The sequence below is a fragment of the Terrimonas ginsenosidimutans genome, from assembly GCF_022012415.1.
In the GTDB taxonomy this organism is placed as follows: domain Bacteria; phylum Bacteroidota; class Bacteroidia; order Chitinophagales; family Chitinophagaceae; genus Terrimonas_A; species Terrimonas_A ginsenosidimutans.
In genome coordinates this window covers 215,616-240,688 of the sequence record NZ_JAKLTR010000004.1, presented here as the reverse complement: position 1 = coordinate 240,688, position 25,073 = coordinate 215,616, and the positions used below count along the sequence as shown (strand labels likewise).

The 25,073-nt window shown below is 46.8% G+C and carries 15 protein-coding genes; 12 read left to right on the top strand and 3 right to left on the bottom strand.

The window, feature by feature from the left end; translation table 11 throughout:
- The first annotated feature begins 42 nt into the window (after positions 1-42).
- The 6 genes from LZZ85_RS08495 (at position 43) to LZZ85_RS08470 (ending at position 13,192) form a co-directional block, all read left to right on the top strand.
- Complete coding sequence (locus tag LZZ85_RS08495) at positions 43-3,390, top strand: DUF5107 domain-containing protein (protein ID WP_237870627.1); 3,348 nt, start codon at positions 43-45, stop codon at positions 3,388-3,390.
- A 161-nt stretch (positions 3,391-3,551) separates the two neighbouring features.
- Positions 3,552-6,584, top strand: coding sequence for a SusC/RagA family TonB-linked outer membrane protein (locus LZZ85_RS08490; protein WP_237870626.1), 3,033 nt, complete (start codon positions 3,552-3,554; stop codon positions 6,582-6,584).
- A 26-nt stretch (positions 6,585-6,610) separates the two neighbouring features.
- Complete coding sequence (locus LZZ85_RS08485; protein WP_237870625.1) at positions 6,611-8,146, top strand: RagB/SusD family nutrient uptake outer membrane protein; 1,536 nt, start codon at positions 6,611-6,613, stop codon at positions 8,144-8,146.
- 253 nt (positions 8,147-8,399) lie between these two features.
- Entirely contained in the window at positions 8,400-9,752 is a 1,353-nt protein-coding gene (locus LZZ85_RS08480) for a sugar porter family MFS transporter (RefSeq protein ID WP_237870624.1), read from the top strand.
- Between the two features lie 175 nt (positions 9,753-9,927).
- Positions 9,928-10,974, top strand: a complete 1,047-nt coding sequence (locus LZZ85_RS08475; RefSeq protein ID WP_237870623.1) for an aldose epimerase family protein — start codon at positions 9,928-9,930, stop codon at positions 10,972-10,974.
- Positions 10,975-11,017: 43 nt separating this feature from the next.
- Entirely contained in the window at positions 11,018-13,192 is a 2,175-nt protein-coding gene (locus LZZ85_RS08470) for an alpha-galactosidase (RefSeq protein WP_237870621.1), read from the top strand.
- Positions 13,193-13,336: 144 nt separating this feature from the next.
- Here the strand turns inward: LZZ85_RS08470 and LZZ85_RS08465 are convergent, their stop codons facing one another.
- A complete protein-coding gene (locus tag LZZ85_RS08465; RefSeq protein ID WP_237870619.1) occupies positions 13,337-14,185 on the bottom strand; it encodes a DUF72 domain-containing protein in 849 nt (282 codons plus the stop codon).
- Between the two features lie 223 nt (positions 14,186-14,408).
- On the opposite strand from LZZ85_RS08465, the gene LZZ85_RS08460 reads away from it, so the two are divergent.
- From LZZ85_RS08460 to LZZ85_RS08450, 3 genes are all read left to right on the top strand, one after another.
- Positions 14,409-15,056: a GldM family protein gene (locus LZZ85_RS08460; RefSeq protein ID WP_237870617.1), complete on the top strand. Its 648-nt coding sequence runs from the start codon at positions 14,409-14,411 to the stop codon at positions 15,054-15,056.
- 488 nt (positions 15,057-15,544) lie between these two features.
- Positions 15,545-16,669 (top strand): sensor histidine kinase, encoded by a 1,125-nt coding sequence (locus LZZ85_RS08455; protein WP_237870615.1) that lies wholly within the window; start codon positions 15,545-15,547, stop codon positions 16,667-16,669.
- Positions 16,666-17,421, top strand: coding sequence for a LytR/AlgR family response regulator transcription factor (locus LZZ85_RS08450; protein WP_237870613.1), 756 nt, complete (start codon positions 16,666-16,668; stop codon positions 17,419-17,421). Before LZZ85_RS08455 ends, LZZ85_RS08450 begins: the two co-directional genes overlap by 4 nt.
- A gap of 107 nt (positions 17,422-17,528) precedes the next feature.
- Here LZZ85_RS08450 and LZZ85_RS08445 read toward each other — a convergent pair whose 3' ends face one another.
- Positions 17,529-18,341, bottom strand: coding sequence for a universal stress protein (locus LZZ85_RS08445; protein ID WP_237870611.1), 813 nt, complete (start codon positions 18,339-18,341; stop codon positions 17,529-17,531).
- A 342-nt stretch (positions 18,342-18,683) separates the two neighbouring features.
- Here LZZ85_RS08445 and LZZ85_RS08440 point away from each other — a divergent pair, with 342 nt between their 5' ends.
- The 3 genes from LZZ85_RS08440 to LZZ85_RS08430 are packed head-to-tail and all read left to right on the top strand — an operon-like array spanning position 18,684 to position 24,441.
- Complete coding sequence (locus LZZ85_RS08440; RefSeq protein ID WP_237870609.1) at positions 18,684-19,838, top strand: efflux RND transporter periplasmic adaptor subunit; 1,155 nt, start codon at positions 18,684-18,686, stop codon at positions 19,836-19,838.
- Positions 19,839-19,871: 33 nt separating this feature from the next.
- A complete protein-coding gene (locus tag LZZ85_RS08435; protein ID WP_237870607.1) occupies positions 19,872-23,015 on the top strand; it encodes an efflux RND transporter permease subunit in 3,144 nt (1,047 codons plus the stop codon).
- Positions 23,016-23,025: 10 nt separating this feature from the next.
- Positions 23,026-24,441 carry an efflux transporter outer membrane subunit gene (locus LZZ85_RS08430; protein ID WP_237870605.1) on the top strand — a complete coding sequence of 472 codons (1,416 nt, stop codon included), beginning with the start codon at positions 23,026-23,028 and terminating at the stop codon, positions 24,439-24,441.
- 155 nt (positions 24,442-24,596) lie between these two features.
- Here the strand turns inward: LZZ85_RS08430 and LZZ85_RS08425 are convergent, their stop codons facing one another.
- Positions 24,597-24,986, bottom strand: a complete 390-nt coding sequence (locus LZZ85_RS08425) for a GxxExxY protein (protein ID WP_237870603.1) — start codon at positions 24,984-24,986, stop codon at positions 24,597-24,599.
- Between the last annotated feature and the right edge of the window lie 87 nt (positions 24,987-25,073).

The window sequence follows — 25,073 nt, the reverse complement described above, 5'->3', positions numbered from 1 at the left end:
TAATGGATCAGGCGATACTTTTACCATCAAGAAATTAGCTGTATGAAAAAAGACGTCTCCGTTTGGCAGGAAGAGGTGATCATTCCTACCTACCCGGTTGGAAAACCAGAGAAGAATCCCATGTTTCTCGAAAACCGGGTTTACCAGGGCAGCAGTGGTGTGGTGTATCCGCATCCGGTGATAGAAAAAATTGCTGATGAAAAGACCGATCAGGTTTACCAGGCTGTTTATCTCGAGAATGAATATATCAAAGTAATGGTGCTGCCTGAACTCGGTGGCCGTATTCAAATGGCGTATGATAAAGTACGCCAACGTCATTTTATTTATTACAACCAGGTGATCAAACCCGCGCTGGTTGGACTTACCGGGCCATGGATCTCCGGTGGTATAGAATTCAACTGGCCGCAGCATCACCGGCCATCTACTTTTCAGCCGGTCGACTTTACGATCAAAGAGAATGAAGACGGTAGCAAGACCGTCTGGCTGAATGAAGTGGAACGGATGTTCCGCACCAAAGGAATGGCCGGCATTACTCTGCATCCCGGGAAAGCTTATATAGAGATCAGCGGGCGTTTGTATAACCGGACCCCTTTTCCGCAAACATTCCTGTGGTGGGCAAACCCGGCGGTGAAGGTGAATGATCATTATCAGTCGGTTTTTCCGCCGGATGTATACGCCGTGTTTGATCATGGTAAAAGAGACGTTTCTTCCTTCCCGATCGCAAAAGGCGTATACTATAAAGTGGATTATGCTCCGGGAACGGATATTTCCAGGTATAAGAATATTCCGGTTCCGACTTCTTATATGGCGATCACGTCAAAATATAATTTCATCGGCGGGTATGAACATGATTCGCGCGCGGGACTTCTGCATGTGGCAGATCATCATATTTCTCCCGGGAAAAAACAATGGACATGGGGCAATGGAGCTTTTGGCCAGGCATGGGATAAAAATTTAACAGATGAAGATGGACCTTACATCGAGTTGATGACTGGTGTGTTTACCGATAATCAACCCGATTTCAGCTGGCTTCAACCATACGAACAAAAGGAATTTACACAATACTTCATGCCTTATTCCGAAGTAGGTGTAGTGAGTAATGCAAGCAAAGAGATCGTCGTTGGTCTGCAGGCTGATCAACAGCAAGTGCAACTTAAAATATATGCTACATCTGTGTTTGAAAGCGCGGAGGTAAAAGTTGAAACCGTTAATGGAGACGAAATATATTCTTCAAAGGAGAACCTTTCACCGCTGAAGGCATTTATTTCATCTTTTGGAATGCCCGGAAAAACAATATTAAAAGACCTGGTTATTGCTGTTTATCACAACGGGAGAAAACTGATCGATGTTAAATATGAAGAAGCGGTCGAGCAGGAGATCCCCGCTGCAGCGCAAGCAGCAAAACGTCCGGCGGAAGTTGAAAACAATGAGCAGCTTTTCCTGACCGGGCAGCACCTGGAACAGTATCGTCACGCCACCTATAAGGCGGCAGATTATTACGGGGAAGCGCTTCGTCGAGATCCGAAAGATATCCGTTGCAATAATGCGATGGGTTTGCTGAAACTGAGACAAGGTCATTTTGAAGAAGCGGAAGCATATTTCAGGAAAGCGATCACGACTTCAACCCAGCGCAATCCAAATCCATATGATGGGGAACCGTATTACAACCTCGGATGGAGTTTGCAGATGCAGGGCAAATACGATCAGGCGTTCGATGCATTCTATAAAGCCACCTGGAATCATGCGTGGCAACATGCCGCATTTCTGAACCTGGCAAGAATTGCGTGCAGGAAAAATGATTTCGAGGAAGCGTTGCAATTAATAGAACAATCGATCGTCCGGAATTATCACAGTCATACAGCAAGGCATTTGAAAGCTGTTGCATTGCGAAAGCTGGGACGTATGAACGAAGCCGTATCATTTATCGACGAGTCATTAAAGCTTGATCCATTCAACTTCGGATGCATTTTCGAAAAAATGCAGATGATGGCCACTTCCTCTGCGGCGGATGCAATGTCCAGCGAATTGTTGACGCTTAGCCGGAACTGGGTTCATAATATCCTGGAATACGCGTTGGATTATGCCCACGCCGGCCTCGGAGAAGAAGCGATCAGGCTATTGCAACTTCATGTAAAATATGCGGAAGAGAAATATCCGATGACTTTGTACTGTCTTGGCTGGTTGTTTCAGTTGAAAGGCGATGATGTAAGGGCTGCGGAGTTCTATTCAGCTGCCGGAAACCTGAACGCTGATCATTGCTTTCCTAACAGAATGGAAGAGGTAGTGATATTGAAAGCCGCTATGGCCTTTAACGGAAATGATGCAAAGGCGCCTTACTATCTGGGCAATTTATGGTATGACAAACGCCAGTATGAAGACGCAATAAATTGCTGGGAAAGATCGGCGACTATCGATGAAAATTTTCCCACCGTTCACCGGAATCTTTCCCTGGCCTATTATAATAAACAGCATGACGAGAATAAGGCACACGCATCTTTAACAAAAGCATTCGAACTGGATACAACAGATGCGCGTGTGCTGATGGAACTTGATCAGCTGCGTAAGCGGCTGGATCATGATCACGCCGCACGCCTTGCTTTCCTGGAAAAATACTCATTGCTGGTTGAATCGCGTGATGATCTCTTTCTTGAATTGATCACGCTGCACAATCAACTGGGGCATTTTGAAAAAGCAAAAGAATTGCTTGCCGGAAGGAAATTTCATCCATGGGAAGGTGGTGAAGGGAAAGTGGTAAATCAATACCTGATCTGTTACATCGCACTTGCGCGGAAAGCGATCCAGTCGGGAAATTATTCAGCAGCTATTGGGCTGCTCGATCAGGCAGCTGAATATCCGGATAATCTCGGAGAGGGGAAGCTTCCTGGTGCGTCGGAGAATGATCTCCATTATCTGAAAGGAATGGCCTTGCAGCGGATGGGTGATGATACGGAAGCTGACAGAATGTTCCGTTTGGCTACTGAAGGGAACAGCGAGCCTGCGCAGGCAATATTTTATAACGATCCGCAACCTGACAAGATCCTTTACCAGGGATTGGCCTGGATAGAACTGGAGGAGAAGGAAAAAGCGTACAGCATTTTCCAGAAGTTGATCTCGTTTGGCAAAGCACATATGGACGATAAGATCAGTATTGATTATTTCGCCGTGTCGCTTCCGGAATTGCTGGTATTTGATATTGACCTTGATCTCCGGAATAAAATACATTGTCTTTACCTGATCGCATTAGGCGAACTGGGACTTGCAATGATGGAGGGGCCTGCTGCTGGTGATCTGTTTCAGAACGTACTTGCACTGGATAAAAATCATCAGGGTGCATTATTGCATAAAGATCTTAAACATCAATTGGCCGGAGCGATGAAAGATTCCGCATAATATACTGATTACACTGACGATGTTTTGTGCTGTTAACAAATGTTGTTTTTTATCATCATAAAATAATCCATCTTATTCAACCGATAATCCATTTCCTTCGGTTAAGGTTAATGATACATTTGGGTTGGGTTCTGGATTCACTTCTTCAAACAAACTTGCGTATGAGAAATTTCTTAAATGCCTCCCGGCATAAGGCACTTTTTGTGCAAACGATAATCCCTTTACTTCTACTAATTTTTAGTCAGCATGCGTATGGTCAGGCAAAACTGATCAATGGGCGTGTGTTGGGTGCTGATCAGGCACCGTTGTCTGGTGCTTCTGTTACCATTAAAGGAGTTACCGGTGGTACGACCACAGATGCGAATGGACGCTATTCTATTATGGCATCTGCTGGTGATAGCATCCAGGTCACTTCTATCGGTTATGAAGCTGCAACGATGGCTGTTGGCAGCGGATCGGAATTGAATTTTAGCATGACCGGCACAGCATCTACATTGAGTGATGTCGTGGTGGTGGGTTATGGTACGGTCCGTCGCTCAAATCTTACTGGTGCTGTAACGACGGTCAGTTCAAAAGATCTTACAAAATTACCAGCCGCCAATCTTGATCAGGCGTTGCAAGGGAATGTACCTGGACTGTATACACAACAAAGTGATAGAAGTCCGGGTGCGGGCGTTTCGCTTGCGCTTCGCGGTAATAATTCCTTCTCGGGAAACGCTCCTCTGTTCATCGTAGATGGATTTCCGATTGCATCCGGTGGTGGTGTGAATGCGATCAACCCGAATGATATCGAATCAGTGTCCGTTTTAAAAGACGCTTCATCTGTAGCGATATATGGAGCACGCGCGGCGAATGGTGTGATCCTGATCACCACAAAAGCGGGGAAGGCCGGAAAGAATTCATTTGATGTGAATGTGTGGACAGGTTTCAAATCGTTTTCGAATCCGATCGATTTTATGAATGGCGATCAGATCGCGCAGATGAGAAGGGAAGCTTATCAGAATGACAATGTGAATGGCGGTGTTGCCGTATTCCGGCCGGAAGAAGAAGCGATGCTGCAAAGCGGAAAATCAACCAGCTGGCTGGACGAGGTTACCGGATCAGGAAGAATTACACAAAACATTCAGCTTGCCTTTTCCGGAGGTACGGAGAAAACCAGGATTCTCGTGAGTGGTAACTTATATAACGAGCGAGGCGTGATCAATAACTCTGATTATCTCCGGGGAAGTTTACGTTTGAACCTGGTGCAGAAGATCGGTGATAAACTGACGCTTACCTCCAACAATAACCTGAGTGTGCTGACTGGCCGTGGTGTAACCGGGCCAAGTGTATTGTATCCTGCATATGTAGGTAATCCGCTTGCTCCGATCCGGCAGCCGAACGGACAGTATTACACAATGCTGATCGGTGTGGGAAATACGCCATGGGCAAACCCGGTAGCGTACACGGAGATGATCGATAATAAATATGTACAGCCGGTGATCACGAGTTCACTCGCGCTGGAATACAGGATCCTGAATGGTTTGAAAGTACGCACGCAGATCAGCGGCGAACTTGATTCTTGGAAAGAGAATTTCTATGTGCCGATCGCGCTTTCTGCCAACCATGAAGAAAGTGGTCGGGTAGCCAATGGTTTTGCGCGTGTTTCCCACAACACGAATTATAACTGGATCTCCGAGACTGTTCTTTCTTATAACAAACGTTTCGGCAGCCGTCATGAAGTGGATGCCGTAGCCGGCTATTCTGCGCAGCAGAATCGCTGGGAGCGTACGCAGGCTTCTGCTTCAGGTTTTCCCTTTGATATATATGGAACATGGAATCTCGGTGCTTCAACCGGTACACCCCGTAAGCCGGTATCTGACCTGCAGATCTGGACGATGAATTCCTATATCGGTCGTGTGATCTATACATTCGATTCGAAGTATATCGCCACGGCTAACTTCCGTGCCGATGGCTCTTCAAGATTCGGCTCAAATAACAAATGGGGTTTCTTCCCAAGTGCTGCGTTCGCATGGAGAGCTTCGGAAGAAAACTTTATCCGCAACCTGAATGTGTTTGATGACCTGAAGATCAGGGCGAGCTACGGTTTGGCAGGTAATGCGAATGCATTGGGCGTTTATTCAACGCAGGCGAGAATGTCTCCGGCATCTTTTAACTGGAATGGTATTGAGGCCCCGGGTTATTACCCATCACAGTTGGCGTTTGACAACCTGAAATGGGAAACAACCAAGCAATTCGATCTTGGTATTGATCTGTCAATATTGAAGCGCCGGTTGAACATCACTGCTGATTATTACCTGAAAAATACACGTGATCTGATCCGTCAGTTGCCGATCCTTGCTGTATCTGGTTTCCAAACAGGATGGGCAAACCTGGGTAACCTGCGTAACGAAGGGGTGGAGTTAGCGATCAAAGGCCTTATTATTGACCGTGAATTGAAATGGAATGCAACGTTGAATCTTGCTACCAATACAAACAAACTGACTTCTCTTGGTGATGGAACAGACAGGATCGGTACTACGCACTTTGTCGGTCAGCCGATCGGTATCGGCGCCCGTTACCTGATCGAAAAAACCGGGATCTGGCAGACAAGCGAAGCCACACAAGCGGCATTGTATGGCGCCCGTCCGGGTAATGTGAAATACAATGATCTGAATAAGGATAATAAGATCGATAATAATGATCGCGCATTCTACGGTAAGCTGTTTCCTGATTTCTATGGCTCATTAACAAATGAGATCTCTTACAAAGGGTTTGATCTGAATACATTCTTCACGTTCGAAGCAGGTAGAACGATCTACAATGGTTTGAACTATAAATTGCTGGCGGGCGATGGTTATGATAACCACCGGATCGAAATGCTGAACAGGTGGACACCTTCCAATCCAACAAACGAATATCCAAGAGCAGCGATCGGTTATTCAAACCGTTCCAGCATGGCTTCAACAGAATTTTTGGAGAAAGCAGATTTCATCAAGCTGAGAAGTTTGACACTGGGTTACACGTTCCCTGCATCTGTAACAAGAAGGATCTCCAGCAACAATCTGCGCGTATACGTAACCGGGTTGAACCTGTTTACGATCACAGGGTACAGCGGAATGGATCCGGAGGATAGCGATCTGGGTAATACCGCCAGAAACGCACCTTATCCGATCACCCGCACGATCATCTTCGGATTGAATCTTGGTTTTTAATCCAATCATTATTTAAATCACTTGTCATGAAACTTACTTGTTATATACTGATCCTTTTCACGGTGCTGGCTTCATCCTGCACCAAGGAGTTCCTCGAGGAAGATCCGAGAACATTTTTAACCCCCGGGAATTTTTACAAAACAGAAGCAGACCTGCAGATGGGATTGAATGGAGTCTATCGCACTCCACAGGATCGCTATTCGAATATGTGGGGTGCTCCCTGCTGGTTTGGCTGGGCAACAGATCTTGGTTACCTGACGCCGGCCAATGGCCACGCATTCCATAACCAGCCAGCTCACCTCCGCGCTGATTTTAATCCGGCTTCTGATATGCCCTGGAATATGTGGGATTATATCTATCGTCACGTAAAAGATATCAACTTTTTGCTGGCCGCGGTTGACGTGGTTGATGCTCCCGCCGCTGCAAAAACAAGTATTGCTGCACAGGCAAGAGCATGGCGTGCACATCTGTATTTTGATGGCGTACGCATCTTTGGCGCATTGCCGCTGATACTTGAACCGGTTTCAGATGTAAAAGCATTGAATTCGTTGACACGTACACCCGCAGCGCAGGTGTATGAGCAGATCATCAAAGACCTTGAATTCGGGATCGCCAGTCTTCCTAATACTTATACCGCCGCTGCGGATAAAGGAAGGATCACCGCTGGTGCTTGTGCCGCAATGCTGGCACGCGTGTATATCACTATGGCCGGCTACCCGCTTCGCCAGACCGACAAATGGGAAAAGGCGCGCGTACTGCTGAAAGAATTTGTGGATGATAAGAAATATGGTGCGCAATATAATTTGTGGCCGGAATACAGCCAGGCTTTCGCTGATGCAAATATCCAGGGTGGACAGGAAGCCGTATGGACAGTCAACTTCACCCGTGGTACATTCGGACAGGGAAGCCAGGTACATACCGACTTTTCACCGATCGAATTGTATTATGATTCAAGAGCAGGATTGACACGTGGTGGAGGATGGAGCAACGAATTGCCTACAGAAGCATTCCTCGCTTCGTATAACCAGGCAAGAGATAAACGTTATACGTTCACTTACTGGAGATCTACGGCAGATCTTCCGACGGAATATGCTGCGATCAATAACAGCGCAGGTGGTCCGGTGGTTTTTGCCGCACCGCATATAAAGAAGTTCAGGGAAACATCTCCGAATGATAACTCGCAGGGTTCCGGACTTGATCATTACATCATTCGCTATGCAGATGTATTGCTGATGTATGCAGAAGCTATCAACGAAACAAACGGAGCAAATGCGGCGAACTATGTAAATCTTGTAAGAAGACGTGCGGGGCTGGATGATCTTCCGGCCATGTCACAAACTCAGTTGCGCGATCATCTGCTGCTTGAGCGTGCCTGGGAATTGTGTTTTGAAGGTGAGCGCCGTTTTGAGCTGATGCGTACGGGCACTTATTATTCAAGAGTGAAGGCGTGGAATCCGCAGGCAGGCGCGAACATTGTACAGAACAAACATGAGTTGTGGCCGGTGCCGCAACGGGAGATCGATATCAATAGTAATTTATTACCCAATAATCCGGGTTATTAAGTTTCGTTAAGCAGTCAGTTAGCAGAACCCCCGAATGAGGCTTGTCAAAGTCTTTTCGGGGTTATGCTTAGGTTCCCGCAGATGACGCTGATTTATCAATTTTCCCGTGTAGTTGCGGGATCGACTTGCAACTTTCTGAATTTGATTTCACAGATGGCGCAGATGACGCTCTGTTGTAAGAAATTGATTTGCGGAATCTGCGGGAACCTTTACGCCAGTCAAAGTTTGAGAAGTCTCTAAACTAAAGGAAATTATGAATGAAGTAAAATCGGCGAAGTTCAATAACTCCTATATAATTGCCATCTCTTTCATATCAGCATTGGGTGGATACTTATTCGGTTTTGATTTCGCCGTCATTGCCGGAGCACTACCTTTCTTAAAAACAATGTTTGATCTCACTCCATTGCAGGAAGGTTTTCTGACCGGTTCGCTGGCTTTAGGATGTATTGCCGGAACCTTGATCGCCGGTTCTGTAGCGGAGAAGTATGGACGGAAACCGGCATTGATGAGTGCCGCATTGATCTTCGCGCTGTCTTCTTTAGGCATGGCATTTTCAGGGTCGCTCCCTGTTTTTATCGCGATGAGATTTGCCGCAGGCATTGGCGTGGGGATGGCATCCGTGCTGAGCCCGATGTATATCGCTGAGATCTCACCGGCAAGTGTAAGGGGAAGGAATGTATCCATTAACCAGCTGACGATCGTGATCGGCATATTGATCACAAACCTCGTGAATTATCTTCTTGCGGATAGTGGCGTGGATGCCTGGAGATGGATGTTTGGTCTAGGTGTGATTCCTTCTGTGTTGTTTTTTGCAGGCGTGTTCTGGCTGCCTGAAAGTCCGAGATGGTTATTGAAGAACAATAAAGGAGAGGCGTCAAAAAAAGTGTTACTGAAGATAGGGAATGAAGCATATGCGTCCTCGGTGACGAATGACATCAATGCTTCATTGGTGAATGTGAAGAAGCAATCCTGGAGAGCATTGCTTGATAAGGCAGTGTTCCCTGCATTGGCAGTTGGGATCGGGCTGGCTGTGTTCCAGCAGTTGTGCGGCATCAATATCATCTTTAATTACGCGTCGACCATTTTTGCTTCGGTAGGAGCGGGGATTGATCAGCAGTTGCTGGGAACGGTGGGCATTGGTGTGGTGAACCTCGCATTTACTTTACTCGCGATGTGGCAGGTGGATAAGCTTGGGCGCAGACCGTTGATGCTGATCGGCTCTATCGGGTTGACCGTTTTGTATATCGTGCTTGCGCTGGCATTGAAAGCGCAATTGAGTACTGCCTGGGTAGCGGTCTTTGTATTTCTTGCGATCGGCATGTATGCTACTTCGCTGGCACCGGTTACCTGGGTGCTGATCTCGGAGATATTTCCCAATAAGGTCCGCGGAATGGCGACCTCCGTGGCAGTTGTTTTTCTATGGATCGGTTATTTCGTTCTGACATTCACCTTCCCGATTTTGATAGAAGCAATGGGAAGTACGTATAGTCCCTTTATTCTTTACGCTGGAATTTGCCTTGTGGGCTTCCTGTTTGTAAAAATGAAGGTGAAGGAAACGAAGGGCCGGACGCTGGAGGAAGTGGAGCAGGTGATGGCGGGACATTAAAAGGAACGCGGCGGAAGCGGCGATACGCAACGGACGCCGCAAAACAGCCGTGGAAGATATTTTAATTCGTTGCGCTCGCCGCGCATCGCCGTGTCCGCTGCGTTCCTTTTACGCCGATGCTATTAAATGCTGCCAACACGAGGAGGATTGCCCGCTTACCTGTAATTTAGTTCCTATGAATGAAACGAACGACAAACAGCATGCTCCAACAGGGTTCGAAACCTTCACAATAGATAATGGCATTATCCGTGTTGTACTGCTGAATTACGGAGCAACAGTGGTAAGCGTGGAGGCACCGGACCGAACCGGCAAAACCGCTAATATCGTTGCCGGATTTTCAAAGCCGGAAGAATACCTGGGCCTTCATCCTTATTTCGGTTCAGTGGTGGGACGGTTTGCAAACCGGATCTCCGGGGCAAAGTTTGAGCTCGATGGTGAAGTGTACCAGCTTTCGCTGAATGAAAAAGTGAACCAGCTTCATGGCGGCTGGGAAGGGTTTGATAGAAAGATCTGGCAGGTAGACAATGCATCTTCCAGCTCGGTCACCTTCAGTTATCTCAGTGCAGATGGTGAAGAAGGTTACCCTGGCACTCTTCGTGCGACCGTGAAATATTCACTTGCCGACAATAATACTTTGCTGATCGAATACAGTGCGGAGACCGATAAGCCAACGATCGTCAACCTCACCAATCACAGTTATTTTAACCTGTCTGGTTTTCAAGATCCGGCGATCCTTGATCACACGCTACAGATCGTTGCCGATAGCTATACCGTCAAGAATGAAACAAACACCTCGAGCGGTGAGGTTCGAAAAGTGGAAGGGACGGCGCTTGATTTCCGTGTTGCAAAACAAATAGGAGAAGGCATTGAAGAGTTTGGAGCAGACATGGGATATGATCATAATTATGTGCTGCGTGACAGCCCTCCGGGAACACAGGCATTTGATAAATCGAAATTTAAAGCGGCAACTTTAAAACATGGGTTAAGTGGCCGGATAATGAACGTATACACCGATCAGCCGGGAATGCAGGTGTATACAGCCAACTGGTGGAAAGGAGAGATCACCGGTGCACACGAAATTCCTTACATAAAACATGGAGCTGTTGCGCTTGAAACACAGGCTTGGCCTGATTCCCCAAATCATGCGAAATTTCCGTCAACAATACTGAGACCGGGAGAAGAATACCGGTCATTCACTGCCTATGAATTCCTGGTTGAGTAATACCGGGATACATTTATACAATCTCAGATCTTAAATCATGCGTATGTTACGTTTCTTTTCTTTGTTAAGTGCATCGTTTTTTTCGCTTATTGCAGCCGGCCAACAGACCATTCCCTTACTGACAAAAAATAATGCGCTGGTTCTCCAGGTGGATGCACAGAAAAATGTGAACACTATTTATTTTGGTGAGAAGCTGGGTAATACGGCTGAATATGCGAAAGTGCTTTCGATGTACCGGCAGGGAGAAGAATACACCGGTGTTGCAGATGCTGCCTATAGTTCAGCCGGTTCAAAAGATCTGTTTGAGCCCGCCATTTCTGCGGTACATGCTGATGGCAATACCAGTCTAGATCTCGCTTATGTTTCGCATAACAGCGAAAACATCGGGAAGGGTGCAACACTAACAACGATCATTTTAAAAGATCGTGTTTATCCATTCCAGGTAAAACTGTTCTATAAAACATATGCCGACCAGGATGTGGTGGAGATCTGGAACACGATCAGTCATACGGAGAAGAAGCCTGTTGTGCTGACCAAATTCGCTTCCGCCAATCTGTATTTCCGCGCACCAGAATTCTGGCTTAGAAATTATCATGGTGAATGGGCCCGTGAGATGCAGCCGGAAGAAGCAAAGCTCACACATGGTATCAAAACACTCGATACGAAACTGGGTGCAAGGGCAAACCTGTTCCAGCCGCCATTGTTCATGGTGTCTATGGGTAAACCTGCAACAGAAGATGACGGTGATGTGTTGGTGGGTTCTGTATCATGGACAGGAAATTTCAAAGTAGATCTTGAACTGGATAACCGTGATAATCTTCGTTTGACAGCAGGGATCAGCAATTTTCAGTCTGCGTATACATTGAAACCCAATGAAGAATTTGAAACAGCGAAATTCCTGTATACATTTTCATCTAAAGGAAAAGGATTGGCCAGCCGCAACCTGCACAACTGGGCAAGAGAGTTTGGAATGGTGGATGGACATGGATCAAGAATGACGTTGCTGAATAACTGGGAAGCGACCTATTTTGATTTCAACGAACAAAAGCTGGCGGACTTATTAAAAGATACGAAGAAGCTGGGTGTTGATCTCTTCCTGCTGGATGATGGATGGTTCGCTAATAAGTATCCGAGGAATGATGATCATGCAGGGTTGGGCGACTGGAAAGAGAATACAAAGAAACTGCCGAACGGTATTTCTTACCTTGTCAAAGAAGCGACAAATAATGGCGTGAAGTTCGGGATCTGGATAGAACCGGAGATGGTCAATCCGAAGAGCGAGTTGTATGAGAAACATCCTGACTGGGTGATCAAACAACCCGGCAGACCGGAGCATTATTTCCGCAACCAACTGGTGCTTGATCTGACGAACCCAACAGTACAGAATTTTGTATTTGGTGTGGTGGATGATCTGCTGACAAAGAATCCTACGCTGGCTTATATCAAATGGGATTGCAATGCGGTTATCTATAATGCGCATTCTGCTTTTTTGACCAATCAGCAACATCTGTATATCGAGTATGTGCGGGGCTTGTATAAAGTGTTGCAGCGGATCCGTGCGAAATATCCAACGATCCCGCTGATGCTGTGTTCGGGCGGTGGCGGACGTGTTGACTATGGGGCGTTGCAGTATTTCACAGAATACTGGCCGAGTGACAATACAGATCCACTGGAGCGTATCTATATGCAGTGGGAGTATTCTTATTTCTTCCCGGCCATGGCGTCTTCGAACCATGTTACTGAATGGGGCAAGCAACCGTTGAAATACCGGATCGATGTGGCGATGATGGGTAAAATGGGTTTTGATATTGTGATCAGTAAATTGCCGGAGAAGGAGCTTGCGCTGGCGCAGCAGTCGGTGCGGGTGTATGATTCTGTAAAGAACGTGATCTGGCATGGTGATCAGTATCGTTTATCTGATCCATGGAAAGAGCCGGTGGCTTCGGTGATGTATGTTGATCAGCAGAAAAGCAAGGCAGTGGTGTTCAATTATCTCGTGAATAACCGGTATGGTCAGGGGTCGGTGATGCCGGTGAAGTTGAAAGGGCTGGATGCCGGCGGTCAGTACAGGATCCGTGAGGTGAATGTTTTACCGGGTTCGAGGTCGGCTATCGATGCTGCTAGAACTTATACGGGCGAATTCTTGATGAAGATTGGATTTAATCCGGCAGTGAGGCAGGGAAGGAATAGCGTGGTGTTAGTGGTGGAAAGGGTTTGATCTTCGATCGGCGTTATTTAGTATCGCAAAGAACGCAAAGGGCCCGCCAAGAACGCAAAGGAGCACAAGAGAACGCAAAGGACCCGCAAAGAACGCAAAGGGGCGCAAAGCACGCAAAGGGCCGCAAAGCACGCAAAGACCTCCTTAGCGTGCTTTGCGGCCCTTTGCGTGCTTTGCGATACTGGAGTTTTTATCATTTTTTGAGGTTAGCAGATGCTGTAAGTGTTTTGCATTTTCAAACGCATTGCCTATCGTATTATTGAAATACGCATATACCGTTCTCCCATCTTTCAGCCAATCTTTAATTTGCGAAGCCTGCTGCTCCAGAAAAACATCGCTGTATGAATCTCTATAATCTCCTTTCGGTCCATGATACCGCAGGTATACAAAGTCTGCCTTGTCTTTCACTTCATTCATCTTCGCCTTGGGATGATCATGTAATACCATTCCTGCGGAGAACTCATTCAGCAGTTCCCGGGTTTCGCTGATGTACCAGCTGTTGTTCCGGAACTCTACCGCTTTATGCCATGAATGGTCATAATCCAGGGTGCTTATCTTTTCAAGGATCCGCTGCACTTCATTGAAATGATCAAGCGTGATCTTTCCGGGAAATTGAATAAGGAGGCTTCCTTTTTTATTACCGAGGCCCTTAGCTGTTTGCATGAACTTTTCAACAGCTTCTTCATTCCATTCCAGGTTTTTTGCATGACTGGCTTCTTTCGTGAGTTTTATAGAAAAGCGAAATGATGGAGGCACTTCTGTTGCCCATTTTTCATACGTTTTTTCCTGTGGGATTTTATAAAAAGAGCTATTGATCTCGACACTGTTAAAGATGCTGGCATAGTAATGCAGCCGGCTTGATTGCTGAAAGACGGGTGGGAAAGTTGTTTTATTACCGGGAACGACTACGTTGGAAGTACCGATCCAGATCTTGTTGGCGGGTGTCATAAGGGTGAGAGAACAAATGGTATGCCCGTCCCGCGTTTGCGACATGTACAGTTCTTTAAAAACGGTACGATCGGGCACTTTTGCGGTTGTAGGATTAACGCGAGGGAAATCCCAGGTACGCCAAAGATCTTTGTACTATTTAACCTCTTTATAGTCGGATTAAATATCTGCAAATACCCAATCCGTCCATGTTAAATTTTCCAATGATCATATCACATAAAGGGTTTAAGACGTCACCTTTTTTGTAAACACTTAAACCTGCCATTTTATGAATGGGATTCTCTTCAGCATTTCATCGCTGTTTTTTGCCGTGTCATTTTCTGCCCAACCTGAACTCAAGAACCTTTCATTAACGGATCCAGCCATGGATATTATTTATATCGGCGTGGTGAATGATCTGGCAGTAGAAGGTGTCTCTGAGAGGCAGAATATGGAGGTTGTTGTCGGGGGAAAAGACGCTGAGGGATCAAATGGCCGTTATTATGCGATGGTACATACACCCGGAACTGTTAAAGTGGATGTTTACAGAAAAGTACAAGGCGACAGGCGGTTGCTGACCAGTAAAGTGTTCCGTTCTGTACTCCTGTCACGCCCGAAGGCCAGGCTGATGGCTGCGGCAGATAGTAATTTATCAGTTGGCGTTATCATTGCCAACCCACAATTGGAAACCTTCTATCCTGGTAGCCAATTCAAGTCTGACTGCGATATCAGCAGCTTCATGCTGAAGATAACCGATAGCAATGGCGAAGAGTTGCTTGAGCAAACGGGCGGCGAAGAAAACCGTCTGACGGAGAAGATGATCACTTTGATCCGGAAACTTAAGCCAGGAGATAAATTGTTTTTCGACGAGATCCGGGTATTTTGCAGGGACGGACGGGGGCAGAAATTTGAGCCGTTCACCGTATATATAAAGTGAGACAAAGTTGCTCATTGTTGCAATTCATTGAATTTAAACGGAATAAAGGCGTTTTTTTAAGCTATCCATTCCAGCCTGCCGGAAGACACCGGGACAAACGGCTAAAAGACCGCATGTGGTTACTTATACGCGACAACTACGCCTGGTATACGCGACAACTACGCTTACGATACGCGACAACCCCACCCACAGACCGGAGATATAGTACAGATACATAGCTTAAGTACGCCCTGAACGATGGATCATCAGCTTGTGCAACTTTTAAGAGTGGAAGGACAATATGAAAGCTGAAGAGATCGAGGTGATGATTGTGGCTGAGGGAGCAGGGTAAAGCGAAATGAACAGGGATGTTCGTGATGGGTAGAATGAAATTTTATTGAGCCCATTCGGGCGATGAAATCCTTACGGATGCGGCGGAAACGGACTCAGTCCCCGGAATCCGACATTCGGTCCCCGATATTTACGTTTAGGACAGAAAATTCCGCCTTTTGCCCTATTATTGGTCAATTTTGCAGGAATTCATGGCTACCAGGAAAGACACATTTTTAAACAACAAGTACAGGCGGATCCTCTTCATCGTTTCAGCTTTCTTTTTGTCGTACCTGATCTCCTTCATCCTCGATCCTTATGCATATTTCTGGCAGGTCTATTTCGAGCGCAGCCTGTCGGATATGATCCTTGAATGGACGATCACCCTGGTTTTCTGTATTCTTGTTTCAGAGGCCAGTATCCGGATCGGCAATAAATTGAACGATCATCTTCCCTGGACGGAACGGCCGGGCAGGAGATTGATTGCGGAAGCTGGTTTCAATATGCTGGCTGTTTTTATCATCATCGGCATTATCAGTGTCGTTTGTTATTTCTTTCCTCCGGATGACAGGCTTTTTACCATTCGCCCTAACTATATTATTGAGCGTAATCGTGGCATGCTGCAATGGGTGGTGGTAAGCTCGATGATCGCGTTTATGATGATCGCCATTAATACCGGCAATTACCTGATCGTGAACTGGAAGAATACCGCCATCAAAGCAGCTGAGTTGAATGAAGTCGCCATGGAAGCAGAGTTACAGGCATTGAAACTCCAGATCGACCCCCATTTTGTATTTAATAATCTCAGTGTTCTTTCGGAACTCATTCTCGAAAGCCAGCAGCTCGGCTATGAATACGCAGAGAATTTTTCGAAGATCTACCGCTACATGCTGGTCAGCTCCAGGAAGAATACAACCTTGCTGGAAGATGAACTGAAGTTTCTCGACGCTTATATGTTCCTGATCAAAAACAGGATCGGCGAAGGCGTGATCTTTGAGATCAATGTAAGTGCAGACAGCCGGAATTTGTACATGCCTCCGCTTACGCTGCAGTTGCTGGTGGAAAATGCATTAAAACATAATAAAACGAGTAAGAAAGATCCGCTAAGGATCAGGATCTATACTACCGAAAAAAATGAACTGGTAGTGGAGAATGCCCTGAGGCCGATCGAAAAGCCGCTGGATTCTTCCGGTATTGGAATACGAAACATTGTGAGGAGATACGATCTTCTGTCACAACGCCAGCCGGAGATCTATAAAGACGAAAATATTTTCCAGGTAACCATTCCTCTTATCAAAGCATGATCAATACGATACTGATAATAGAAGATGAGAAGCCCAATGCTGACAGGCTGCTGCGGTTGATCCGCACGATCAGGCCGAAGGCGGTGGTCGTGGCTGTGCTGGATAGTATATCGGATAGTGTTGACTGGTTCCGTAAGAATGAACATCCGGATATAGTATTGATGGATGTGCGTTTGTCAGATGGGTTAAGCTTTGAGATCTTTGAAAAGACGACGATCAATTCCCCGATCATCTTCACCACGGCGTATGATGAGTATGCAGTAAAAGCATTCAAGTATAACAGTGTTGATTATTTGCTGAAGCCGGTGGAGCAGGAAGAACTGGCGGCGGCATTTGAGAAGTTTGAAACAATACCTTCAGCTGTTCAGCAGCCGGCGATTGAAGGGCTGATCAATTATCTGCAGCCGAAGGAATATCGGGGGCGGTTCTTATTGCCGTTCCGTGATGGGTATAAGACTGTACTGGTAAGCGATATCGTGTTCTTTTATTCAGAGTTGAAGATCACGAGAGCGAAGCTGTATAATGGGGCAGACGAGATCCTGCCGCAAACGATGGAGGAATTAGAGCAGCAATTGAATCCGAAACAGTTTTTCAGGGCGAACCGGCAATTCATCATTCATATTGATGGCGTGAGCCAGGTGCATAATTATTTCAATGGAAAGTTAAAAGTGGAGATGAAGGGAAATGCGGACACGGAGATCATTGTGAGCAGGGATAAAGCGCATTTGCTGAAGGGGTGGATGGATTATTGAATGGCGTAACAGTATCGCAGAGGGCGCAAAGAGACCGCAGAGAGCGCAAAGTTTATCTTCGCGCTCTCTGCGGTCTCTTTGCGCCCTCTGCGATACTTAAATGTTGATCAGACAGGTATGGACAATAACGGTACATTATTTCCCGAAGCCATCATCCTCGTCTTGCTTCGGTGCACCAGTGAATTCCAGAACCCGTATTTATATGGCACCATCACCAGCAGGTCCGCATTCGACTGCACAATTTCTTCACGTATCGCATCGATCACTTTCCTTGATTCTATATTCTTGTGGTAATAACTGATGCCGGACATTACCTCTGAGATCTTTTCTGTTTCCGCACTGGTACTGATCAGTTCGTCAATTTTTTCCCGCACATGAAATACTTCTACTGTTGAACCGAAATCCGCGGCAACTGTTTTTACCTGGTCAAGAATATGTTTCTGCACACCTCTTACGATATCAGCCGCAAAAAGGATGTTTTTGATACCCTTGTATTTTGCCTGAAGAGGAACAGCGAGGATCGGTGTCTTTAAGCGGTGAATGGCTGTAGTGGTGGTATCTCCCAGCAGATCCTGTTCGAGATATTTGCCGGCCATTCCCAGTACGATAAGGTCCGCGCTGAATGACTCAATGCATCTGTTCAATTCTTCAAAGAAATTTCCTGTTGCGAAATGCGGTACAACCGGGATCTTATAAGCTGAAGAAATGAGAGTGGCTGTTTCGTTCAGCTGATTGCTTTTTACAGTGATCAGTTCATAGAGGGCTTCGCCGGAGATCCTTGCATTCATGGCGTGAATAGACATATTATGCAAATGAAAAAGGATCAGTTCATATTGTTGTTCGGCGGCTGCGGCGGCGGCGTATTGAAGGGCATTGTCCGCTTCGGCAGAGAAGTCTGTGGCTACGATTATTCTTTTCATTGGGATGATTGTTGGATAAAACTATTTAATGCTATAACAGTAGTGGAGTGAGATTGTTCTGAGATGGAGAAAGATGTTTCCGAAAGGAGATTTTGGGTTGCTGAACCGTCTGGCGTAGGAGTATCGCAAAGGACGCTAAGAAATCGCAAAGTCCGCAAAGCATTCCTGGCGTCCTTCGCGGTTTCTTAGCGTCCTCTGCGATACTCTTACGCCAGACTAATTAAAACATCTTCGGTCTCCTCCATTTTCGCTTCGGCCCCGATTAATTCCGGTTGGGTCGCTTTTGATCGCCTGGTCAGCTGTTTTTTATGTTTTTTTGCGCCCTGAAATGTAATTACAGATATGGCAAAAAAAACTCAAACCAACATCAGCCTGCCGGCCACTTTCTTCTCGCTGGCAGTAATTTTAATAATGTCTTCCTGCGGCGGAGGTCAGCAGCCCGCTCCCCAGTTCGCCCCTACGGATGTTGATTTTCTGACACTCGCTTCCGGCGAAGCAAGTGTTGAAAAGAAATATCCCGGAGCAGTTGAAGGAACCGTGAATGTAGACATCAAAGCACAGGTAAGCGGTTATCTCGATCAGATCTATGTAAAAGAAGGCGATTTTGTTCAGAAGGGGCAATCACTGTTCCGCATCAAAGGCGATGTGTTCAATGAACAGGTGCATAACAGCGAAGCAGCATTGAAAGCCGCCATCGCTGCGCAGGCCAATGCCCAGCTGGAGATCGAGAAAGTAAAGCCACTGGTAGAAGGTAAAGTCATGTCTGAAATGCAGCTTAAAACTGCGCAGGCAAATTATGATGCGGCCACTGCACAGGTAGCGCAGGCGAAAGCCGCCCTTGGCTCTTCACAGATCAATGCGGCATTCAGCCTGATCAAAGCGCCGGTCAGCGGTTATATCGGACGCATTCCGAATCGTGTCGGCAACCTCGTAACACCGGCAGACGTTATGCCGCTGACTTCCCTGTCAGAGATCAACCAGGTGTTTGTTTATTTCTCCTTAAGCGAAGCTGATTATATCTCTTTTGTAAAAGACAGGAAAACGGATAAAGGAATGAATACCGTTTCCCTGATCATGGCAGACGGATCTGTTTATGATCAGAAAGGAACGGTCGAGATCGCGAGCGGTAATATCGAACGAACAACGGGAAGCATTCCGCTGAAAGCGATCTTCCCTAACCCTGACAAACTCCTTCGCTCCGGCGGTTCCGCGAAAGTGGTGATGACCCGTACGCTGGATTCCGCATTGACCATTCCCATGGCAAGTGTAAAAGATATACAGGACAGGTTCTTTGTCTTTACCCTTGCAGACAGCAATAAGGTGGCGATGACGCCGATCGAGATTGCCGGTCACTCCGGAAACAATTACATCGTAAAGTCTGGTTTGAAAGCAGGAGATAAAGTGGCGTTGAATCGTATTGATGTACTCAACGAAGGTATGCCTGTTACACCGGGCACACCGGCCGCAGCTACTGATTCAACTGCGAAAGCGAAGTAAACCAACCTTCAAACAGATTAAAGGATTCAAAGCATGTTAAAAAGAATAATAGACAGGCCAGTGCTGGCCACGGTGATCTCCGTGGTATTTGTGATACTGGGTATAATCGGGTTGATCCGCCTTCCGGTAACAAGGTTCCCCGATATTTCTCCGCCCACGGTGGCGGTAAGCGGTAGCTATCCCGGCGGTAACAGTGAAGCGGTTCTCCGTTCCGTGGTAACGCCACTGGAAGAACAGATCAATGGTGTGGAGAATATGCAATACATCAGCTCCACAGCAAGTAATGACGGTTCATTTAATGTTCGCGTGATCTTCAAACAGGGAGTGGATCCTGATCAGGCAGCTGTGAACGTTCAGAACAGGGTGCAGCAGGCAACACCGATCCTTCCACAGGAAGTGATCAGGATGGGACTGACCACCTCGAAGCAGCAGAACAGCATGATCATGATCTTCAATATTTATGCGGAAGACAATGCGAAGTATGATGAACTGTTCCTTCAGAATTATATCAATATCAACCTTGTTCCGCAGATCAAACGGGTGCCGGGTGTAGGCCAGGCACAGATCTTCGGTGGAAAGGATTACTCGATGCGCGTCTGGCTCAACCCGCAGAAAATGGCTTCTTATGGATTGATCCCGGAAGATGTTACTTCCGCTATCTCTAAGCAGAGTTTGGAAGCGGCGCCGGGTAAACTCGGTGAAGAATCCCATGCAGATCTGGAGTTCGTGATCCGGTATAAGGGAAAGAAAAACATGCCGGAAGAATATGAGAACATCGTAGTGAAAAGAGAAGGGAATAATCTTGTAAGGTTGAAAGATCTCGCACGGATCGAATTCGGTTCTATCTATTACGGGGGTAACAATATTGCCAATGGAAAGAATGCGGCAACAATTGCGATCCTGCAAACCTCCGGTTCGAATGCGAATGAGATAGAAATTGGTGTGAAAGCAGAACTGGAAAAAGCATCGAAGTCTTTCCCTCCGGGAATTAAGTACGCGAGCCTGATGAGTACAAAGGACAGGCTGGATGAAGCAACGGGACAGGTGAAGACAACATTGATAGAAGCGTTCATTCTGGTGTTTATCGTAGTGTTCTTATTCCTGCAGGATTTCCGTTCGACGATCATCCCGGCAATTGCGGTACCCGTTGCGATCGTTGGTACCTTCTTCTTCCTGCTTGCGTTTGGTTTTACGATCAATATCCTTACACTCTTCGCGTTGGTGTTGGCGATCGGGATCGTAGTGGATGACGCCATCGTGGTGGTGGAAGCGGTTCACAGCAAGATGGAAGGATCGAATATGAATGGTAAGGAAGCGACGCATAGTGCAATGGGCGAGATCACGGGTGCGGTTATTTCAATCACGATGGTAATGGCTGCCGTGTTTATCCCGATCGGGTTCATGACGGGATCATCAGGATTGTTCTATAAACAATTTGCGTATACACTCGCGATAGCGATCATCATCTCAGCGGTGAACGCACTTACGCTGACTCCTGCATTGTGTGCGCTGTTGTTGAAAAATCCGCATGCTGATGGTCATGGTAATCATCCGAAGAAGACCACCTTCAGCAAACGATTCTTCACTGCCTTCAACAGCAGCTTCAATAATATGACGGGTCGTTATGTAAGAGGGGTAAGATTTTTGGCAAAGAAAAAACTGATCGGTGGCGCATTGATCGCTGTAATCATTGCGGCAGCTGTATGGCTGATGACAAGTACCTCGAAAAGCTTTGTGCCGATGGAAGATGATAACTTCATCGCCTTCGCGGTAAGCATGCCTCCGGGTACGGCACTTGACCGTACGACCGTCGTCGCAGGAAAAGTGAATAAACTGCTGGAGGAGTTCGAAGCGATCGAGAATACCAATATCATTACAGGGTTCAATATCCTGAACAATAGCGCAGGCCCTGCCTATGCAATGGGTTTTATCAAGCTGAAAGAAAAGAAGGATAGGGGCGCTGTGCAGGATATCGATGTAATACACGGAATGATCTCGGAGAAATTCAATACCGTGAAAGAAGCTACGCTGATGGCATTCCGTTTCCCGCCGGTTGATGGTTATGGTGTGTCGAGTGGTGCGGAGATCGTATTGCAGGACAGGATGGGTAAAAGCCCTGCGTCATTGAAAGCGATGGCGGATAATGTGATCGGACAGATCATGGGGCAACCGGGCGTGCAGTTTGCGTATACCACCTTCCGTGCAGACTTCCCGCAGCTTGAACTGGAAGTGGATGAAGATAAAGCCAACCAGCTTGGCGTTGATGTAAGCAGTATGCTGAACACGATACAGGTTTATTTCGCCGGAGATCAGTCGATGAACTTTACCAGGTTTGGTAAGTTCTACCGGGTGAATGTAAAGGCAGATGGGATCTTCAGAACGGATGAAGATGCATTCAACGAGATCTTTGTACGTAATGAAGCTGGTCAGATGGTTCCCGTTAAATCAATGGTAACGCTGAAGAAAGTATACGGACCGGAATCTGTAAACCGGTATAATCTGTACAATTCCTTAACGATAAATGTTGTCGCCCTGCCTGGATTCAGCAATGGTTCGATCATGGAATCACTGGAGCAGAATGTGCTGAATAAACTTCCGCTGGATTATAGCTATGAGTGGACGGGGCTTAGCCTGGAAGAGAAATCTTCCGGCGGTCAGACCATGTTCATCCTTATGCTCAGCCTGTTATTTGTGTACTTCCTGCTGGCTGCACAATATGAGAGTTATTTGTTGCCACTGGCGGTATTGCTATCGATCCCGACGGGCGTTGTTGGAGCTTTCCTGGCGATCAAGGCAATTGGTTTGGATAACAATATTTATGTGCAGGTAGGTTTGATCATGCTGATCGGTTTGCTGGCGAAGAATGCGATCCTGATCGTGGAGTTTGCCGTGCAAAGAAGGAAATCCGGATTGTCTATTCTTGAATCGGCGCTGGATGGAGCGAAAGCGAGGTTGAGGCCGATCATCATGACCTCTCTGGCCTTTATCGTAGGTATGATCCCGCTGATGCTGGCGAAGGGCGGCTCTGCCATGGGTAATAAATCCATCAGTACAGGTGCGGCAATGGGGATGTTGAGTGGGGTGATCCTGGGAATATTCGTCATTCCATTATTGTATATGTTGTTCCAGTATCTGCAGGAAAAAGTTTCCCGGAAAAATAAAGTGATTCCTTCTTAAACTCAGTATAATGAAATTATTGAATCGATATACGGTATCAGGCGCTATAATGGTGTTGGCGCTTTCTGCCTGCACTGTCGGGAAGAAATATTCCCGGACGGAGTTGAACATGCCTGATTCTTTCCGTGAGCAGCCCGTTGCTGTAACAGGTGATACGGTGTTGCTGCCCTGGAAGACATTTTTTAAAGAACCCGTGCTTGTAGCACTGATAGAAAAGGCACTGGCAAAAAATAATGATGTTGCTGTGGCAATGATGACGATGCAGCAATTGGATCTGAATTACAAACAGGCAAAGCTTGGATTGATGCCTACGCTTGACCTGAGTGTGGGTGCGAACCGGAACTGGTTGTCGAAAAATTCATTGAATGGATCACTCAGTGAGCAGTTCATCGGAACAAGCTACCTCGATGATTACAGCGCAACGATCAGGCTTTCCTGGGAAGCGGATATCTGGGGTAAAGCGAAAATGCAGAAGCAGGTTGCATTGTCTAATTATTTCGCGCAAAAGGAAAATCTTTCTGCATTACGGACGCGCTTGATCGCGCAGGTGGCGCAGGCGTATTATAACCTGATCTCTTTGGATGAACAGTTGAACGTAGCGAAGAGAAATGTGGTGTTGGGCGATAGCACGCTGTACATGATCCGTCTTCAGTATAGTTCCGCGCAGGTGAATTCGCTGGCGGTTGAGCAGGCTGAAGCGCAGAAGAAAACAGCAGAGCTGTTAGTGCCATTGGCATTACAGGACATCGCCGTCCAGGAAAATGCGTTGAGCATTCTTTGCGGAAGTTATCCGGAGGCGGTTGACAGAACGGGTAGCCTGGATGCGGCAATGCCGGAGGAGGTCTTTCCAACGGGAGTACCGGCAATGTTATTAAGCAGAAGGCCTGATGTGAAAGCGTCGGAGTTTGCAGTGATGGCGGCTAATTCACAAACAGGGTTGGCCAAAGCGGCGATGTATCCGACATTGAGTTTGACGCCTTCGATTGGAACCAATTCATTCAAGTTTAACAGCTGGTTTGATCTGCCGGGGTCGTTGGTGAAGAATGTGGGGGCTAACCTGACGCAGCCGATCTTTCAGAAGAAGGCCTTGCGGACGGCATATGAGGTAGCGCAAATTGAGCAACAGAAAGTGGCGCTTCAGTTCAGGCAGTCAGTGTTGACAGCTGTGGGTGAGGTGACGGATGCACTGGCGAAGTCGAAATATGCCAATGAAAGGCGGGTGCTGGTTGATCAGAAAAAAGCATCGCTTACAAAGGCGACGAATGATGCGTTGTTGCTTTACAGGAATGGATATGCGAACTATCTGGAGGTGATCACAGCGCAGAATAATGCGCTGCAGAATGAGCTGGAAGCGATCAATATTAAACGTGAAAAGCTGAATGCGTTGACGGATTTATATAGGGCGTTGGGCGGTGGAGTGGAGTGAATCGCGCCCCTTGTTTTGCAACTGGCGTAGGAGGAGCGCGGCGGACGCAACGATACGCAACGGCCGCAACGAAAATACCCGGGAAAATTGTATTTCGCTGCGTTCGCCGCGTATCGCCGCGTCCGCCGCGTTACTCCTACGCCAGTTCTGACTTTTTAATACTCAACTGGTAATCTGTTTACAATTCTACGAATACCGTCCTTCAGGAAGACTGTTTTGAAATTGAGAATAACTCCCAGTCTTAGATCGAGGAACTTCAGATAGGTTAATGTTTGTGCGAAGTGTATATCGATGAGGGCATCGACGCATTTTATTTCGATCAGAACCATATTTTCTACTACAAGATCTGCGCGGTAGCCGCATTCGAGTTTTATGCCTTCAAGAATTACAGGGATAGGAACTTCCCGGCGGACGTTCAGTCCTGCTTTTTTTAATCGATATTCAAGATAATAGGAGTAGACGGACTCAAGCAAGCCGGGACCAAGCTTTCTATGAATGTAAAAGGCTTCATCGAGGATTATCTTAACGATTTCATTGTGTGTCATAGCTGGTAATTTTTATCAACGCGGAGAGCGCGGCGAAACACAGGTTTTTCCCCGGCTGTTTCGCTGCGTCCGCTGCGTATCGCCGCG

What these genes read in the sequence shown, in the direction of transcription:
- LZZ85_RS08475 (WP_237870623.1), top strand. Translation starts at nt 9,928, where the DNA reads ATGAATGAAACGAACGACAAACAGCATGCTCCAACAGGGTTCGAAACC.
- LZZ85_RS08485 (WP_237870625.1), top strand. Translation starts at nt 6,611, where the DNA reads ATGAAACTTACTTGTTATATACTGATCCTTTTCACGGTGCTGGCTTCA.
- LZZ85_RS08495 (WP_237870627.1), top strand. Translation starts at nt 43, where the DNA reads ATGAAAAAAGACGTCTCCGTTTGGCAGGAAGAGGTGATCATTCCTACC.
- LZZ85_RS08460 (WP_237870617.1), top strand. Translation starts at nt 14,409, where the DNA reads ATGAATGGGATTCTCTTCAGCATTTCATCGCTGTTTTTTGCCGTGTCA.
- LZZ85_RS08430 (WP_237870605.1), top strand. Translation starts at nt 23,026, where the DNA reads ATGAAATTATTGAATCGATATACGGTATCAGGCGCTATAATGGTGTTG.
- LZZ85_RS08435 (WP_237870607.1), top strand. Translation starts at nt 19,872, where the DNA reads ATGTTAAAAAGAATAATAGACAGGCCAGTGCTGGCCACGGTGATCTCC.
- LZZ85_RS08440 (WP_237870609.1), top strand. Translation starts at nt 18,684, where the DNA reads ATGGCAAAAAAAACTCAAACCAACATCAGCCTGCCGGCCACTTTCTTC.
- LZZ85_RS08450 (WP_237870613.1), top strand. Translation starts at nt 16,666, where the DNA reads ATGATCAATACGATACTGATAATAGAAGATGAGAAGCCCAATGCTGAC.
- LZZ85_RS08490 (WP_237870626.1), top strand. Translation starts at nt 3,552, where the DNA reads ATGAGAAATTTCTTAAATGCCTCCCGGCATAAGGCACTTTTTGTGCAA.
- LZZ85_RS08470 (WP_237870621.1), top strand. Translation starts at nt 11,018, where the DNA reads ATGTTACGTTTCTTTTCTTTGTTAAGTGCATCGTTTTTTTCGCTTATT.
- LZZ85_RS08445 (WP_237870611.1), bottom strand. Translation starts at nt 18,341, where the DNA reads ATGAAAAGAATAATCGTAGCCACAGACTTCTCTGCCGAAGCGGACAAT.
- LZZ85_RS08480 (WP_237870624.1), top strand. Translation starts at nt 8,400, where the DNA reads ATGAATGAAGTAAAATCGGCGAAGTTCAATAACTCCTATATAATTGCC.
- LZZ85_RS08425 (WP_237870603.1), bottom strand. Translation starts at nt 24,986, where the DNA reads ATGACACACAATGAAATCGTTAAGATAATCCTCGATGAAGCCTTTTAC.
- LZZ85_RS08465 (WP_237870619.1), bottom strand. Translation starts at nt 14,185, where the DNA reads ATGTCGCAAACGCGGGACGGGCATACCATTTGTTCTCTCACCCTTATG.